Annotated in this window: 13 protein-coding genes; 3 read left to right on the forward strand and 10 right to left on the reverse strand. The window is 40.0% G+C overall.

All coding sequences use genetic code 11. The features are described from left to right. Window positions 1-112: 112 nt before the first annotated feature. The 3 genes from AAG807_RS17775 to rocD all read right to left on the reverse strand — a co-directional run bounded on the left by AAG807_RS17775 (window position 113) and on the right by rocD (window position 4,227). Window positions 113-2,338, reverse strand: coding sequence for a carbohydrate-binding domain-containing protein (locus AAG807_RS17775; protein WP_341906862.1), 2,226 nt, complete (start codon window positions 2,336-2,338; stop codon window positions 113-115). Next, the gene (locus AAG807_RS17780; protein WP_341906863.1) at window positions 2,335-2,823 is read right to left on the reverse strand and encodes a T9SS type A sorting domain-containing protein; all 489 of its coding nucleotides are present in this window, start codon (window positions 2,821-2,823) and stop codon (window positions 2,335-2,337) included. The genes AAG807_RS17775 and AAG807_RS17780 overlap by 4 nt, the downstream gene beginning before the upstream one ends. Window positions 2,824-2,985: 162 nt before the next feature. After that, window positions 2,986-4,227: an ornithine--oxo-acid transaminase gene (gene rocD, locus AAG807_RS17785; protein ID WP_341906867.1), complete on the reverse strand. Its 1,242-nt coding sequence runs from the start codon at window positions 4,225-4,227 to the stop codon at window positions 2,986-2,988. Window positions 4,228-4,461: 234 nt separating this feature from the next. Here rocD and AAG807_RS17790 point away from each other — a divergent pair, with 234 nt between their 5' ends. Continuing rightward, window positions 4,462-5,562 carry an acyl-CoA desaturase gene (locus AAG807_RS17790; RefSeq protein WP_341906870.1) on the forward strand — a complete coding sequence of 367 codons (1,101 nt, stop codon included), beginning with the start codon at window positions 4,462-4,464 and terminating at the stop codon, window positions 5,560-5,562. 218 nt (window positions 5,563-5,780) lie between these two features. Here the strand turns inward: AAG807_RS17790 and AAG807_RS17795 are convergent, their stop codons facing one another. From AAG807_RS17795 to AAG807_RS17815, 5 genes are all read right to left on the reverse strand, one after another. After that, a complete protein-coding gene (locus AAG807_RS17795; protein ID WP_341906873.1) occupies window positions 5,781-6,836 on the reverse strand; it encodes an ATP-binding protein in 1,056 nt (351 codons plus the stop codon). Between the two features lie 383 nt (window positions 6,837-7,219). Then, window positions 7,220-9,958: a DNA gyrase/topoisomerase IV subunit A gene (locus AAG807_RS17800; RefSeq protein ID WP_341906876.1), complete on the reverse strand. Its 2,739-nt coding sequence runs from the start codon at window positions 9,956-9,958 to the stop codon at window positions 7,220-7,222. Then, window positions 9,951-10,163: a PDDEXK nuclease domain-containing protein gene (locus tag AAG807_RS17805; RefSeq protein ID WP_341906879.1), complete on the reverse strand. Its 213-nt coding sequence runs from the start codon at window positions 10,161-10,163 to the stop codon at window positions 9,951-9,953. Before AAG807_RS17805 ends, AAG807_RS17800 begins: the two co-directional genes overlap by 8 nt. A 4-nt stretch (window positions 10,164-10,167) precedes the next feature. Then, on the reverse strand, window positions 10,168-10,479 hold the full coding sequence (locus AAG807_RS17810) for a DUF1016 N-terminal domain-containing protein (protein ID WP_341906883.1): 312 nt from the start codon (window positions 10,477-10,479) through the stop codon (window positions 10,168-10,170). 15 nt (window positions 10,480-10,494) lie between these two features. Beyond that, entirely contained in the window at window positions 10,495-12,399 is a 1,905-nt protein-coding gene (locus AAG807_RS17815; RefSeq protein WP_341906885.1) for a DNA topoisomerase IV subunit B, read from the reverse strand. Between the two features lie 173 nt (window positions 12,400-12,572). Between AAG807_RS17815 and AAG807_RS17820 the strand changes: the two genes are divergently transcribed. Then, a complete protein-coding gene (locus tag AAG807_RS17820) occupies window positions 12,573-12,893 on the forward strand; it encodes a DUF6686 family protein (protein ID WP_341906887.1) in 321 nt (106 codons plus the stop codon). Here the strand turns inward: AAG807_RS17820 and corA are convergent. Beyond that, window positions 12,890-13,900 (reverse strand): magnesium/cobalt transporter CorA, encoded by a 1,011-nt coding sequence (gene corA / locus AAG807_RS17825; protein ID WP_341906890.1) that lies wholly within the window; start codon window positions 13,898-13,900, stop codon window positions 12,890-12,892. The two genes, AAG807_RS17820 and corA, sit on opposite strands and share 4 nt — an antisense overlap. Window positions 13,901-14,033: 133 nt before the next feature. On the opposite strand from corA, the gene AAG807_RS17830 reads away from it, so the two are divergent. After that, entirely contained in the window at window positions 14,034-14,678 is a 645-nt protein-coding gene (locus tag AAG807_RS17830; protein ID WP_341906893.1) for a hypothetical protein, read from the forward strand. Between the two features lie 80 nt (window positions 14,679-14,758). On the opposite strand, the gene AAG807_RS17835 is transcribed toward AAG807_RS17830, so the two are convergent. Beyond that, a complete protein-coding gene (locus AAG807_RS17835) occupies window positions 14,759-17,002 on the reverse strand; it encodes a hypothetical protein (protein WP_341906895.1) in 2,244 nt (747 codons plus the stop codon). Between the last annotated feature and the right edge of the window lie 16 nt (window positions 17,003-17,018).

Here is a 17,018-nt window from a genome sequence, read left to right on the forward strand (position 1 = left end):
AGGCTTCGACATGTAATTCCTTCTTCAAAAGATGATTGGAAAAATAAAAATCCCCGTCCGATCAATGACCGAAACGAGGATTCTCCTTCATCTGTTAAATTTAAGCTACTTATTAGAAATTCACACTTGTTACTATTCCTGTGACATTAAATGTTGATTTTAACGTTCCCGGTGAGTATGTTCCATTGGAGTACAATCCATTTGTCAAAGTTCCCGAATGAGAACCACCCGTATACAATTTATAACCTGTCCCATTTATCAATTGAGCGGATGAAAAAACAATGGAATAATAGGTACGATTAGGTCGAAAAGTAAACAACTCACTCCCGCTTGCATCTTCCAAATGAATCAAAGTACTTGAAGAAATGCTTTGAGAAGATTTAATTGTCACAGAACGCTGTGTAGACGAAGTATTGAATCCTTGAGTCATATTGGAATTTGTACCTGAGACAATCAGAAAGCCTCCAGTGATATTTCCTGTTCCATTATAATCCATTCCTACTTCAGGAGATGATTGTGGTCCGTGAACAACCGTTACTCCGCCATTTATAGCGATACTCCCGTTACTGTCCAACGGATCTCCTCCTGTTGAATTCAAATAAACATAACCACCGGCAATCTTAAGCAAACTTCCATCATTTGTTTCACCACCCGTTCCAGCGGTTGCATTCAATGCATCATCCGAGGAATTGACTTCGATATTTCCTCCATTAATTGTAATGTAATGAGACTCTATTCCTTCTACCGAATTCGCAATTACAAGGTCTCCCCCATTGATTGTTACGGAAGTGCCTGATTTTAGTCCATCATCTGCGGATTGGATATTCACTGTTCCATCATTCATTAAAACCGCGCCATCCGCTTTCACCGTTTTTGACTCGTCATATTCTCCGGAAGATCCCATCGGACCGCCAGTTCCTGCCGATATGGTTATGGATGCTCCAGTAGTTTTCACAAGCAAGGAAGGATTGTTTCCACCATAAGTCAACGAACCATCCACATCAATTCCCTTACCTCCCGTTCCTGAATTGATCAGATCTAACATTCCGCCGGATATCATCAAATTACTGTTAACGCGTAAACAAGCTCCGTGATATGCATCCGCTACCCCTGTTGAATTGGTATAAGTTGTTCCATTTCCACTGCTCGTAATCTGAATTGTTCCATCGACTATTGTAACGTCACCATCACTTGAAATTCCACGAGATCCCTGTCCGGTAGTCGTCAGTACAAGTTCAGTTCCATTTAGGAAAATATTACTATCGCAAGAAATCAACGAACTATAGGAAGGCTCCGTTCCGGATCCCGAAGAAACTAAAACCGCGGCACCAGAAGTTGTTGCGGTAATAAGTCCGCCATTGAAATACATCCGACTTCCTCCTTTGATTCCTTTCGACTGATTTCCCGAAACAGAAATTGTCAGATCGCCACCATTCATGACAAAAATGGAATCACATTTCATTGCTTTCACATCGGCAGATGTGCTTAAAATATTAATCGATCCGCAATTCAATTCGATATTTTCCGATTCAGCATCTATCCCATCTCCTGAAGAATGAATGGTCAGGTCTCCACCGTTCATATAAAAACCTTCTGAAGCATGCAAACCATCTTTCTCCGCACTAGAAACCGTAACGGTTCCTTCCAACATCTCAAAATCTTCATCAGAAGCAACGCCATGCTGATCTGCACCAAGTCCAGCCACCGTTATCTGACCGCCACCTATTACATCTACCTTGCCCTCAGAAAAAACAGTCCCTTTCTGATCTTCTCCAAGAACGGTAGTGTAATTCAAACCATCTGAAACGCTATTGACTCCGCCGCTCAGCAAGTGAACTGTCATCTTTTTTTCCGACTGATTATTAATTGCCGCTCCTACAGGATTGGTCAACTCCAAATTATCAAGAATGACGTTGAAGCGATATTCCGAATAAATTTTCAATTCACCATTAGCAGAACTACCGGAACAAACAAAATTGACATCTTTATCGGTAATAGTTGACTGAACCGTTACATGAGCTCCATTAATTGTTGTGGAAACCCCATTTCCTGCTAATGGATTCGAAACTGTCACAGTATTTCCATTATAATGGATGTAAACCGTGTGGTCATTAACAGTTGTGAAATTCATATCAATTACAGTGGAAACAACGAATGCGGTCACCGTACCTCCATTATTCAAATACATATTGGTATGAGAGGCATCGAAATAAATGCTATCCAACTCATTGAGAGTAAAAGATTGAGTTCCGTTAGAGGTTTGGATGTTTAATTGGTTTTGTGCGGCAACAAAATAGCCAATGAACCCCAAAACGAAAGTTAAAACGTATTTTTTCATTGCTTTACAAATTTGATACATTGTTGATCTATATTCAGAAAATATACTCCTGACTTCATTTCAGGAATTGAAGTCGAAAATGTTTTATCCGAAACTTCAAACGCCGCAACTTTTTCTCCCAGAACACTCGTAATCTCTGCCATGGTATTTCCAGATTGTTTTCTTGAAATAGTAATTTGATCGGTAACCGGATTCGGATATATCTGAATTCCATTCGCTTCACTTAATTGATTAATCCCTGCATCTGCTCCAACATCGATACTTGTCACAAAAAACTGACTGAAATACCGATCGCCACAATTGGCATCTTTCACAATCATATTCCCGTTCTTAAAAACCAGACTTTCGATTGTTGTCAGATCAATTACCTGATTGGTTCCGTTGGAAGAAATGATATTCATATTCTGCGCATTCGCAGGAAGTGAAAAAATGATCGAAGTAATTCCGAAAAAAATGGGAATGCTTCTTGAAAATGGAGAGTTCATAATATTCAATTAATATTCTGTTAAATTTATTTTAATCCAAAGAACCCCCGGTAAAGAAGCGGTAAAGAGTTGAAATATTGCGGTAAACAACATTTGACGCCTTGTCTAAAAACAAAAAAACCGTCCTGATATTCAAGACGGTTTTCCATTTTTATGCTTTGTTTATTTTTTAAACTCCAAGATAGTGCGTTCAATAATGGCAACGCATTCCATCAATTGTTCTTCCGTCATGACCAAAGGCGGTGCAAAACGAATGATATTTCCATGTGTCGGTTTTGCCAACAATCCGTTATTCTTCAATTCCACACACAAATTCCAGGCAGTTTTACTTTGTTCCGTATCGTTTACGATGATTGCATTCAACAATCCTTTTCCACGAACTTTCACAATCAAATCTGATTTTTCAATGATGCGATTCATCTCAGCGCGGAACAATTTCCCCAATCGCTCGGAATTTTCTGCCAAACCTTCTTCTTTCACTACTTCCAAAGCTGCAACAGCAACCTTAGCCGCCAACGGATTTCCACCGAAAGTAGAACCATGTTGACCAGGTTTAATCACCATCATAATTTCATCATCGGCAAAAACGGCAGAAACCGGGTAAACTCCTCCTGAAATTGCTTTTCCAAGAATCAGGATATCGGGCTTCACATTTTCATGGTCCACTGCCAATAACTTTCCTGTACGTGCAATTCCTGTTTGAACTTCATCCGCGATGAATAAGATCTTGTTCTTGGAACAAATCTCTTTAGATCCAGCCAAATAACCATCATCCGGAACATAAACACCTGCTTCACCCTGAATCGGCTCTACCAAAAATCCGATCACATTCGGTTGTTTTGCTGCTTCAGCTAAAGCATCCAGATCATTATAAGGAATTCGGATAAATCCAGGAGTAAAGGGTCCGAAATTGGTATTTGCATCGGGATCACTTGAGAATGAGATGATGGTTGTCGTTCTTCCGTGGAAATTTTGCTCACACACAATAATCTGTGCTTGATTTTCAGCAACACCTTTCTTTTCATACCCCCATTTACGAGCTATTTTAATGGCTGTTTCCACTGCCTCAGCACCCGTATTCATTGGAAGTACTTTATCAAAACCGAAGTACTCAGTCACGAATTTCTCATAAACACCCAAGGTGTCGTTGTAGAAAGCACGTGATGTCAGGGTCAACGTTTGAGCCTGATCGGTCAATGCTTTTACAATTTTCGGGTGACAATGCCCTTGATTCACTGCTGAATATGCAGATAGGAAATCAAAATATCTTTTTCCTTCTACATCCCAAACATAAACTCCTTCTCCTTTTGCAAGAACGACCGGAAGCGGATGATAATTGTGCGCTCCATAACGATCTTCCAACTGCATCAATTCTTCCGATGACAATTTGTCTAATGCTACCATAATACTCTTTTTTTTTAGCTATCATCACTCGTCACGGAGAGCAATCATCCTTTCCTCATTTGCAGTCGCAGGAGAGAAATCATCCTTGGGATGACACAAAGATATACAAATATTCACTTTTAAAAAAAATGTATTGTCCTTCAAATAGGTTGGAATCATTGGCTTATCAACGTTTTTATCAAAATCGAACACATTTATTTCTTAACTTTGTATTGAATTTAAAATCCAAAACGCTTGAAAAAAGTTCAATTTTCTAAGCCGCAAGGCGAATTCTTCTCCACACTGAGAAAATCAGTTCAGAATTATTTTGACGAAAATCAACTGGAAACCTCGGGAAATTGGAAGTTGTATCTGAAAGCAACCATTATCATCGCTACATACATTGCCATTTACCTGACAATACTATTGCTTCCGATTCCAGGATATGTCGCATTGCTTTTGTCTGCCTCTTTGGGATTCGTTCAGGCTTTGGTAGGTTTCAATATCATGCACGACGCTTGTCATGAAGCTTTTTCCAATAATAAAAACGTCAATTATTTCTTCGGTCTATCCATGAACGCTTTGGGAAGTGATGCATTTATGTGGAGACAAAAACACAACCTGGTTCACCATACTTACACGAATATTGATGGAATTGACGATGATATTTCAAAGACTCCCTTTCTTCGGATGAGTGATACCCAACCACGCTATAAAGCACATCGTTTTCAGCATATCTATCTTCCATTCCTATACGGTATTTCCACCATCTATTGGGTTTTGGTGAAAGATTTTGAAGATTATATTTTGGGTTCCCGTTTCACTGTTGAGGTCGGTAAAATGAAACCTATCGATCACGTGATGTTCTGGACGACACGAATGATCTATTTCGGTCTATACCTGGTTCTTCCATCATTTGTTTGGGGAATCGGCTGGACAATCCTCGGATTCACTTTGATGCACATGATGCTTGGCTTGACCATGTCATTTGTATTCCAATTAGCACACGTAGTTGAAAACGTGGAGTTTGAACACGCTGAAGATGAATCGTTACTAATCGAAAATGAGTGGGCTGTTCATCAGTTAGCCACAACAAGTGATTTTGCAGTAGACAATAAAGTGGTGAGCTGGTTAGTCGGTGGATTGAACTTCCAGGTGGAGCATCATCTTTTCCCTCGTATTTCACACGTCCATTATCCTGAAATCCAAAAGATCGTGGCGAAAACCTGTAAAGAATTCGGTGTAACTTATTATTCATACGACAGCACCGGACAAGCTTTGGCTTCGCATTTCAGACACATGAAGCGATTGGGGAGAAAAGATGTTCTTCAGCCTCAGCTACAAGGAAAAAAATAACACCTCTCAAAACAAGATATTCGGCAAACTTACCTAGGTCTTATAACCTAGAAATGGGTTTCTATTGGCTTTACATATTGATACATGCTCTTGTGAACCGCTATTCGAACACGGAAGTCCATGGAGTTTGGAAATACTGTTTCCCGAACCACAATTCGAAAGCAGGGTCTAGAAATTCGTAAATTCCGTCTTCATCCTTAATGATCATATCCCTTCCTTCAAGAATCACCCGATTTTTGGAAACGTTTCTTGGAGTTCCCAATGCGTATGTGCGCATCACTACAGCCGCAGTCAACTGTTTTTCCTTTTGATAGATTGCCTTCATTCAACAAATTCACTTGCGTGGAACTCATTCCTTCTATTTCCCGTTGATACAAAGGCTGATTTGCATAGATCAATTCAGACAATGCTGTTCGAATGATTTGCTTGTCCACAACACCTGAACGACTTTGATTCCAGACATAATGAGAAAGCTGCTGTACATACCACGAATGATTTTTCATCAGACGAGGTATGATTGTAGCCATTTCTTTTGAAATCTGCTTCCCCGTCTTCCTGAAACTGGATTGAATGAATTTAACCCATGCTTCCTCTTTGATCTTTGGCAATAACATCAGATCTCCGAAACGGTAAAATGGCTTCGATGGATTATTAAAGATTGCTTCCAACATATGCCGTTTACTTCCGAACAGACAATAGGAAACTAGTTTCTGACGTTGCCAAATGGCTCGCATTTTCTTTTCCAACGGCTCGTATTCAACCAGATTTGTCAGGTTCTGAAATTCATCCAAACAGATGACTAAACGAATTCCTTTCTCTTTTGCAATGCGTTCCGGCAAATTCAGGATTTCATCCGCAAACTCACGTACTTTTTCGTGTTCGTATTTGATGGTGAAATCCAAATGAGGATTTACTCCGACATGTACCGTTGGAACCAAATTGGATAAGAAACTTTTCGTGTCATGCAGCCAATCTTCCCATTTGGTTGAAGTTGCCTTGATTACTTCCCGGGTGAACAATTCGAAGAATTCGACTTCATTGTTGATTGTAAATAAATCAAGCAGAACGGTTTTGCACTTCTTGTCTGACTTATTGATATCGATCAGAACACGTTCCACCAGGGAAGATTTACCCCAACGACGGGGAGAAATCAGAATGGTATTGATTCCACCCAACAGGTTTTGTTTCAAACGATAGGCTTCATCCTCGCGATTGGTATACCCTTGAACACTTACGGTATTACCAAAAATGAATGGTGAATAGACTTCTTGCATAACTAAATATACAAATTTTCTACTAAATGGTATAATACCAAAAGGTATCATTTTAAATGCAAATAAATTAGGAACGCGATGCATCGGGGTATATGTATTATTCGCACCCAAACCTTTTCTAGAATACAAAAACAAATTATTTTACCGCAAATGCAAATGTTTGAGGCGCTTACCAGTCGCCTCTGTATCTCATAAACAGTATGAATCATTGCTTATTTGGTTCAAAAGCGAGTGCGGTAGCCGAGCCAATAATTTGTGCATTTGTGGTAGAAAATTAAGTCTGGGTGTCATCCCGATAGCTATCGGGAGTGATTAATTCCCGATGCATCGCATGCCTACAAACAAAAAATCCTTCCGCAGCAACGAAAGGATTTTTCAATTATTTAAAACAAGGTGGGTTCCGAATCATCCGGATCCTTTGTCATATCCCATTCGATGGTCGGAGTATCTTCTCCTCCTTCAGAATCATCACTATCATTCACCGAATCATCATCGGAATTGTCAATTTCCAGATCTAACGGTTCTTCATCCGGCCATGGTTCCGAGCCTTCAATTTCATGCGTTAAGACCACTTCTTTGACCTTCAATTTTGTCAATTGATTTCCTTGTGCTTTCATTCCTTTCACATCAATAAAATCTGCCAAAGCAATTTCATTATCCGGAAGGTTTTTTGTTTCCTTTAAAAGCTTATTGTACACAATTCGGGCAATTGGATTGAATGCTGTAGAAACACAATCCAAATAGGAACCTTCTGTTTCCGAGATATACGATACGCGTTTATCTGTTGTGACTTCACAAGTAAATCGCTTCACAAAGTGCAAATCCTTTTCACCGTCATAATAAACAGCAGAAATCGGTCTGTCCGGAACCCATTTTTCGATGTGAATCATGTCTTCATCAAAGTGGTTCCCCAAGTCAAATGTGGAAAGTCTATAATCACCGTTTTTATACAAAGTCAATAAGCGGTCTTCTCCTTTGAACGAGCCCAGGAATTTTCCTCTTCCTTCATCATTCAACCTTCCAACAACCGTATCAAACCAAATTTTACGGGCAGCAAGCGTTGATCCACCTACTTCTTTTTGTGTAATCTTCTGAACAATCTCTTTTGTTACGCGATTTCCGGCAGACTGACGACCTTTGATCAACAAATCTCCTAAATCCACGTCCCAACGCAAACGTTTCAAATGCGGTCTTGGGCGAAGCATCACGGTAACCACTTCCCGCTCCCCATTCGGATGCACGGAGAAATACAATAACTTGGAACCTTTAATTCCACGTGTCAGATCGTATTCCGTATCACGTGTCACTGAATTCACAAAGAAACGTTTCATCATCGTAGCGCCACCGGCACCATCCTGATACATGACGTGATAGATAGTCCGTTTATCGCCTTTCTTCCACACATCTGCATGAACGATTCCTTTACCAACAAATTTCTTCTCTGAAACTTTCGTTACAATGAATTTTCCGGTGTCGAAGAAGACAATGATATCATCGATTTCAGAACAATCATTTACTGCTTCGGTCTTTTTCAAGCCCCAACCAATGAATCCTTCCTCGATATCTACGTATAACTTGCGGTTAGCGATAATCACCTTCGTTGCGGCAATATTGTCGAACACTTTCATTTCCGTTCTGCGCTCTTTTCCAGCTCCAAAACGCTTTTTCAAATCCTTGTAATATTCAATCGCGTATTCAACCAGATTCTCCAAATTCTTTTTCACCTCTTCCATCTCAGCTTCCAACTTGGCAATCAAGTCGTCTGCTTTATCCGAATCGAAACGGGTAATCCGAATCATTGGGATTTGAGTCAAACGCTGCAAGTCTTCATCTACGATCTCACGGACAAACTGCTTTTTGAATTTCTCAAAGCGTTTATACATGTATTTATACAAACCTTCTTTGTCGGAATACAATTTGAAGTCGATGTACATCTCTTCCCGGATAAAGATCTTCTCCAGTGTTGAGAAATGCCACTGTGCTTCCAGTTCCGCTAAACGGATCTCGAGTTCTTTCCGAAGTAAAGTAAGTGTATTATCTGTGTTGACTTTCAGGATTTCAGATACTCCCATGAAACGTGGTGTATCCCCGTCGATCACAGAAGCATTCGGAGAAATCGAGACTTCACAATCTGTGAATGCATATAAGGCATCTATCGTTTTATCAGGTGAAACTCCAGGCGCCAAATGAATCACAATTTCCGCATCTGCTGCAGTATTGTCTTCAATCTTCTTTACCTTGATTTTCCCTTTATCATTTGCTTTAATGATGCTTTCGATCAACGAAGTGGTTGTGCTACCAAATGGAATCTCATTGATCATCAAGGTTTTATTGTCCACCTTTTTGATCTTTGCACGAACACGTACTTTCCCCCCTCTTAAGCCATCGTTGTAGTTGGTAAAATCCGCCATACCACCAACCAGGAAATCAGGGAAAATCTCCACTTTCTTTCCACGTAAATGATTGATTGACTGCTCGATCAGTTCATTAAAGTTATGCGGCAGAATCTTACATGCCATTCCGACCGCAATTCCTTCCGCTCCCTGAGCAAGTAGAATAGGGAATTTCACCGGTAAATTATCCGGTTCCTTATTTCGACCATCGTAACTCAACAACCAATTGGTCGTTTTTGGATTGAAAACCACATGACTTGCAAACTTAGAAAGTCGGGCTTCAATATAACGAGGCGCAGCAGCACCGTCACCTGTCAATGTATTTCCCCAGTTTCCCTGACAATCGATCAGTAATTCCTTTTGCCCCAGTTGAACCAAAGCATCTCCGATTGAAGCATCGCCATGCGGGTGATATTTCATGGTATTCCCGATCACGTTGGCCACTTTGTTGTAGCGTCCGTCATCCAATTCCTTCATGGAATGCAGAATTCTTCTTTGAACCGGTTTGAAACCATCGTGTAAGGAAGGAACAGCACGTTCCAAGATTACATAAGAGGCATAATCCAAAAACCAATTCTCATACAAACCACTAAGCGGAATAATATTTTCATCCACATGGTTTTTCTCAAAAGGACTTGAATCTGCTCCTTCGGATTCTTGACCTTCATTACCAGAATTATCTAAGTTCTCATTTTCCGGGTCTACCGGTCCGATTTCATCTTCATTCATTATCGTTCTCGTTTAAGAGTTTGAACTTCAATCTTTCCTTTTCTATTTCTTCAACCAGTTCTTTCTCAGTTGGTAAATACGGTAAATATTTAGTTGCAAATAACTGATCATTATCTTTTAATACAGAATACTTTGCAATGGTTCTGTCTGTTTCTGTACAAAGTAAAATTCCAATTGTCGGATTATCATCTTTTCCTTTTTTCAAATCATCATAAATGAGACCAGTTTAATTTGGCGAACACCGTACGCCAATTTTCAAAATCAGGAAAATAACTATAAAATTGCCTAAATTCTCTCAAAGAACGTTCTGAAAATCCTTTACCAAATTCTACTGTAAGTTCTAATGACAATTTCTTCAATACTTCTTTTCCATAAGCTGCTCGGGACTCTCCATTTTGTTCTTCTTCAATAATTCTCCTCCCAATCTCCCAATAAACTTCAACCATCACAGCATTTATAGCATGATAAGTCTTTGTTCTGGCTGAATGAACCAGTTGCTTTATATCCTGAATGTACTGCATTCTAAAAACACTCCCTTAAGAAGCTTTTTCAATTGGTTCAGTACTATCATCTTCTGGTTCGGAATCTTCCAGATCCACATTCTTGCCTTCGTCTTTCTCTACACGGAGATTTTCAATAATGAAGTCCTGACGTTCCGGTGTATTTTTCCCCATGAAATAGGACAAGATCGAGTCGATTGATGCATCTTTTGTCAAGAGAACCGGCTCCAGGCGGATATCATCCCCGATAAAGTGTTTGAACTCATCCGGAGAAATCTCCCCTAATCCTTTAAATCGGGTGATTTCAGGATTCTTCCCTAATTCGGAAATGGCAGCTCTCCGTTCTTCATCGGAATAGCAGTAAATCGTTTTCTTTTTATTTCGAACACGGAACAAAGGTGTCTGCAATACATACACGTGATTTCTTTTCACCAAATCCGGGAAGAACTGTAGGAAAAATGTCAATAACAACAAACGGATGTGCATTCCATCGACATCGGCATCGGTAGCGATTACAATGTTGTTGTAACGCAAATTATCCATATCATCTTCGATATCCAAAGCTGCCTGAATCAAGTTGAACTCTTCATTCTCGTAAACGACCTTTTTGGTCAGTCCATAACAATTCAGAGGCTTACCTCGCAATGAAAACACGGCTTGTGTATTCACGTCTCTCGATTTCGTAATTGATCCACTTGCAGAATCCCCCTCCGTAATGAAAAGCGTAGTCATTTCACGTTTTTCATCCTTCAGATCTGTCAAGTGACTTCTGCAATCACGCAATTTCTTATTGTGTAAACTGGACTTCTTTGCTCTGTCGCGCGCCAATTTCCGAATTCCTGACAACTCTTTACGTTCGCGCTCGGATTGCTTAATCTTCTTCTCTAAAGTATCTGCCACATCCGGGTGACGGTGCAAGTAATTATCCAATTTATCCTTCAGGAAATCATTGATGAATGCACGCATGGATTTCCCATCCGGCTCGATTTCCTGTGAACCTAATTTTGTTTTCGTTTGTGATTCAAACACCGGTTCAATCACCTTCACTGCAATTGCAGCAACGATTGATTGTCGGATATCCGAAGCATCGTAATCCTTTTTGTAGAAATCACGGATCACTTTCGCAATGGATTCCCTGAATGCACTTTGATGTGTCCCTCCTTGCGTGGTGTGCTGACCATTCACGAATGAGTAGTAATCTTCTCCATATGTTTTACCATGCGTGAAAGCCACTTCGATATCATCGTCTTCCATGTGAATGATCGGGTACAAGGGATCTCCATCCATGTTGTCTTCTAACAAATCCTTCAACCCGTCTTTCGATTGGTATTTTTCACCATTGAAGTAAATTGCAAGCCCCCGATTCAAATAGCAGTAATTCCAACACATCTTAATCAGGTAAGGCATCTTGAACGCGAATTTCTTGAAGATGGATTCATCCGGAATGAACTCAAAATAAGTTCCATTCACCTCATCCGTCTTGCTTAAAGGTAAATCTTCGGTTAACTCTCCCCGGGAAAAAACAACCTGCTTCTTTTGTCCTTCTCTCACGGAATAAACCATGAAGTAATCACTTAAAGCATTTACAGCCTTTGTTCCCACCCCATTCAATCCAACAGATTTCTTAAACGCTTTGGAATCGTATTTCCCCCCGGTATTGATCTGGGAGACACATTCAATCACTTTTCCCAAGGGAATTCCACGTCCGTAATCCCGAACTGAAACCTTCCCATCCTTCACTTTGATGTCGATACGCTTTCCATTCCCCATGACAAATTCGTCAACGGAATTATCGACAATCTCCTTCACCAAAATATAGATTCCATCGTCGGCAGAAGCTCCATCACCTAACTTCCCGATATACATACCGGGTCTCAAGCGAATATGCTCCTTCCAATCCAGAGATCGTATATTGTCTTCAGTATATTGATTTTCAGCCATAATAACGGATTCTTTGCAAGTTACCAAAGATAGTAACGGAAAGCTTTATTTAAACCATGATTTATTACGAGTTATGAACGATGCAAGGTTAATTTCGCAGGGAGGAATTATACCGCTTTTTGGGTATTGTTTAGAATTATTCCAAATAATAATTTTACCAAAAACAAACAACTATGTGTCATTACAAAACAATCAGCAATAATTCTTTCGGATGCCTTATTCAATGTAAAAACTGCGAACAATTCCATCTTGGATTCGGAAATGTGGTCCTGATTCTTTCCTATGATGACTTTATCCGATTTTCAGACCAGGTTCACACCATTCACTCCATGCATTATGAAGAGAAAAAAGAAACCGGTGAAAAGATTTACATGCATACCGACAACTCCAAAATGGTTCTTGCATTCAATCAAAAAGAATGGTTATTACTTTACCAGTTATTGGAAGAATCGCGCTTTATGCTCTATGCAAACGAATTGATCGACCAGGCTTAATCATTGCGCTTCAACCACCCTCTCTTCCAGAAGACAAAAACCAAAGCGGCTGTAATGAAAATCATGACTCCCCAAATCATGTAATAGCCATTATGCGATTTCAATTCAGGCATGTTCTCGAAATTCATTCCATAAACTCCAACAATAAATGTGAGCGGAATGAAGATCGCACTCGTTACCGTCAATACCTTCATGACCTCATTCATGCGCTGTCCCTGGATGGCATAATACAAATTGGCAACACCGTCCAACATTTGTTTTTGAGATTCGATTTCATCGATTAAACTATAACAAATATCCTTCAGTTCGCGGAAGTAATGAATGTTATCTTCAATGATGAGTTCATTCTCAACCCGATCCAACTGCCCCATCAATTCTTTCATCGGGAAAACGATCTTGCGTAAATCCAACAGCTTTCTCTTTTCCCACTCCACTTTTCGAAGCACTTCACTTTTCGGGTTTCGAAGCACAATCTTATCCAACAATTCGATATTAATGGAAATCTCTCCCACCACTTCCGTGTAGTTATCGATAATCGATTCCAACATCCGGAACAAGAGAAAATCAGGTCCTTTGAAGCGAACTTTTCCACGCTTGTATTCAATTCGTTCCCGAACTGTCGGAAAGTGATCCGAGGGCTTTTCCTGGAAGGAAATGAGGTAATTATCACCAATAATGAAACTGACCCGCTCTTTCGTTAACTCGTAGTTGTTCAATCCCTCTTTAGGCAAAGCAGAAACAATGCTGAAAAACACGTAATCGGAATACTCTTCCAAACGGGTACGCTTGGTTTCTGCAAACAAATCTTCCTGCAGCAGTTTGTCAATGCATAGCTTATCACACAACTTAATAATCGACTCCTTGTCTTTCATTGAATGAAAATTCAACCAATACGTAGAATTCATATCCTCAAACGGATTGAAATGTTCGGCAAAATACTCCTCCGAATTCTTCTCCAAAGAAAAAGCATCCAAATTGTATTTATAAAGTTGCGCTACCTGAGACATACAACGAAAATAAGGATTTTCGAATTACGAATTGCGAATGCCTTCCCGATAATTATCGGGATACGAATTAAAAAATCTCCAGGGCATACATTTCAATCAATTCATCCGACTATTCAAATCTTATTTTGAACTGATGGCAAATAGAATTGTATCATTAAACTACAATGAAAACCGAATTAATAAAACCATCGTCATGAGACTCTTCTTCATCCTTCTACTGTCATTCAACTGCTTAGCTCAATCAGACACATTAGTTGTCGAAGTAATCTATGGTTCGAAACCACTTGTTGAAAGTGAGAGGCATTGGTTTGGAGGTAAGCTGGGCGGACACATCGGATTAAGGCTGGGAACGGACAGCGTAATGCATTTTGTTCCCGGAGGAAGAGTGGTTGCTACAAATATAAACTCAGACACAGGGAGATATCTCATTTCAAGCACCAAACAGTTCTACAGAACTTTTCGAGCAGACACCACCAAAACCTGTCAGATCTTCATCCCGATAAGTCAGTCGCAGAAACAAAAACTACTCAACGATTCGAACCCTTTTCTGAAAGAAGGACCTTATCCGTATGCTTTCTTCGGCATGAGGTGTGCAGCAGCCTGCTATCATCTATTATCGCTGGCAGATGTCACAAAAGACCTTTCAAGAAGCAGAATGACCTGGAAGTTCTTTTACCCTCGAAAATTACGGAAATACCTTTTCAAAGAAGCAAAATCGAAGGGATGGATTGTTAAAGAAACAGCAGGATCAACAAAGCGGAAGTGGGATCACGATTAACTTCGACTACGCTCAGTCACCTTTACCCTCCTCAACTTAAATCTAAAAAAACACAAAGGACACTGAGCGTAGTCGAAGTGTCAATTATTCAAAAGCTTCTGATACTTCTCGAATTCCTTGACATTGGATGAACGCTTAATTGCTGCGAGAACTTTCAGCTTTTCGTGTTTGGTGAGATGCCAGGAAAGACTGATCCGATCCTTTTGCAATTCCCTTAGATTCAAATTAATGGTTTGAATAGGAACATTGTATTTTCCGATGGTCGCTCGAAGCAACTCATCCTGATCATAATCCTGAATTCGCGGAAAATTGGAAAACACATTTGAAACAGGTGCAGTGAATTTATCAAAGAATCCGAATGAACGGGTTTCCTCGCTGTACATGATCCGTTTATTGTCCCGAATCTGAAGAATCACCACTCCGCTCGTATTCTTACTGATCCATGATTCCAATTTCATCAGCCACTGAATGGTGATTTTTGTTCCGAAATTATCACGCGCTCCTGCATCCATCAACTGAATTTCCGGAATAGTCGGCAAACTGGTCATTGGTAAAACATACGGAAACGATGCATTCATACGCAAGGCAGAAGACAAACGCAACTTCTCGGATTCCTGATTTTTAAGCAGGAGATGAATATCCACATTTTCCTGAACGTGATTCATTTCCGGTGAAGGAGAAGCCGAATCCATTAAAAAACTCAACCCTAATGACGAAATCAGGATTCTTCTCCCATCATTCACCACAGAAGGAGTCAGAATCAAGTTAGGAATGATTCCCTGCTTTTCAAATACCTTGAAATAAAGTAAGGGTTTATTCAATCGCTGCCCCGTGTTCTCATTCAAATCAGATTCAAAAGCCATTGCTCTGTCATAACTGTATTCCGAATCCTCAAAACTGGACTGATACCGGAAAAACAGATCGTTTGTTGATGCAGCAAATGATAGTTTGTTCAGTAAGTCTTGAGAAATCTCTTCAAAATACTTATTGTCATTGAAATTGACCTTTTTAGTCTGATATTTTTCCAGTAAAAGCGATCGGTAATAAGATGCGCCGACCGTACCACCGGAAGCACCGGTGATCATTGCAATGTGTTTGGATGACTTGAAATCACTCAGTGAATCACACATCCGAAGAACCTGATAAACCCATGAAGCACTGCGCGAACCTCCTCCGGAAGTATTTACAATAACCAAAAGCGGTTTTTCTTCCCCTGTTTGTTTTTTCCAACTTTCCAGATACGAAATGTAATCATTGTAATCATCTGCACGTTGTCTTCCATCCTTGCTCAATTCATAAATAGCCGAATCAGAATAAACTGCTGTCTGATCATACGACAAGCCATACGCCTGTGTTTGAAACTTGAAAATATCCACTGTATTGGACAGATAGTTCATCAATAGGAAACACAGAATAATTATCGGGTAAGCCCAAACCCGCAACCAGGTCTGAAGTGCACTAAGCAGCATCAGGATAATAGTCATTAGCAGCACCACACTCACTCCCGCCGGGACATCCAAGAACGTTTTTCCTCCAAACAAACCAATCAATACAAAAGTCATGATCGTGACTATCTCGAAGACCGTAGTGGAAATTCGATTCTGATCGAAAACCGATTGCAATAATGATTGCGCATAGTGTCTCGTGGAACGGCACTGCTGAATCCGAAACCTTCTCCCCACATACCAATACAAACGCTGCCTGTTTGTCCCTTTCACCTTGATCCGATTGCGTTTCCCAAATCGCATCCACCGATCATTTCGCGTTGACTTGTCTTCATCATACCGCCTCAATTCAAACAGATTTTTATTGATCGGAAAAAAATAGAGTAAAGCAATCCCTACAAAAAGAAAGAACCCCACCAGAAAACCCACTGCAAATAGAAATACATTCAATCCGGATTCAAACTCTTCCATTCTCTGAAAACGGACGATACGAATGATAAAAAAGATGATAAATGCTGTAGGTATAATACTGTTATTAATGCAAAAACGGACAAATGGTTTATTGACCATCGCTAAAAAAGGGAAGCGGGAAGCTAATCTCATGTAGGAATACGAATGGAAAGCCATGGTCAATCCACCAAACGAAAAACCGATCAGTAGAAAAGAAAAAAAACTAGTATCACCCTGATATTCTGGAGATAAAAACAAATAAGACAATCCAAACCCAACTCCAACCTTATCCGAAATCAGCAAAAAGAAAAACACCCAATAGAAGAATCCCAACAGATTATGCTTCAAATGGTGAGCCAATAAGACGAATGGGAAAAAGACCCTTACGAATTGAAGTATATTGGAGGTAATATCTCGGAGTGCAGCCACAACTTCAATATTACGA

The organism is Fluviicola taffensis DSM 16823 (assembly GCF_943372375.1).
In the GTDB taxonomy this organism is placed as follows: Bacteria; Bacteroidota; Bacteroidia; order Flavobacteriales_D; family Crocinitomicaceae; genus Fluviicola; species Fluviicola taffensis_A.

Excerpts from the sequence above, each read along its gene's own strand:
- AAG807_RS17780 (WP_341906863.1), bottom strand. The coding sequence starts at position 2,823 with ATGAACTCTCCATTTTCAAGAAGCATTCCCATTTTTTTCGGAATTACT.
- corA (WP_341906890.1), bottom strand. The coding sequence starts at position 13,900 with ATGTCTCAGGTAGCGCAACTTTATAAATACAATTTGGATGCTTTTTCT.
- AAG807_RS17820 (WP_341906887.1), top strand. The coding sequence starts at position 12,573 with ATGTGTCATTACAAAACAATCAGCAATAATTCTTTCGGATGCCTTATT.
- AAG807_RS17795 (WP_341906873.1), bottom strand. The coding sequence starts at position 6,836 with ATGCAAGAAGTCTATTCACCATTCATTTTTGGTAATACCGTAAGTGTT.
- rocD (WP_341906867.1), bottom strand. The coding sequence starts at position 4,227 with ATGGTAGCATTAGACAAATTGTCATCGGAAGAATTGATGCAGTTGGAA.
- AAG807_RS17775 (WP_341906862.1), bottom strand. The coding sequence starts at position 2,338 with ATGAAAAAATACGTTTTAACTTTCGTTTTGGGGTTCATTGGCTATTTT.
- AAG807_RS17830 (WP_341906893.1), top strand. The coding sequence starts at position 14,034 with ATGGCAAATAGAATTGTATCATTAAACTACAATGAAAACCGAATTAAT.
- AAG807_RS17800 (WP_341906876.1), bottom strand. The coding sequence starts at position 9,958 with ATGAATGAAGATGAAATCGGACCGGTAGACCCGGAAAATGAGAACTTA.
- AAG807_RS17815 (WP_341906885.1), bottom strand. The coding sequence starts at position 12,399 with ATGGCTGAAAATCAATATACTGAAGACAATATACGATCTCTGGATTGG.
- AAG807_RS17810 (WP_341906883.1), bottom strand. The coding sequence starts at position 10,479 with ATGCAGTACATTCAGGATATAAAGCAACTGGTTCATTCAGCCAGAACA.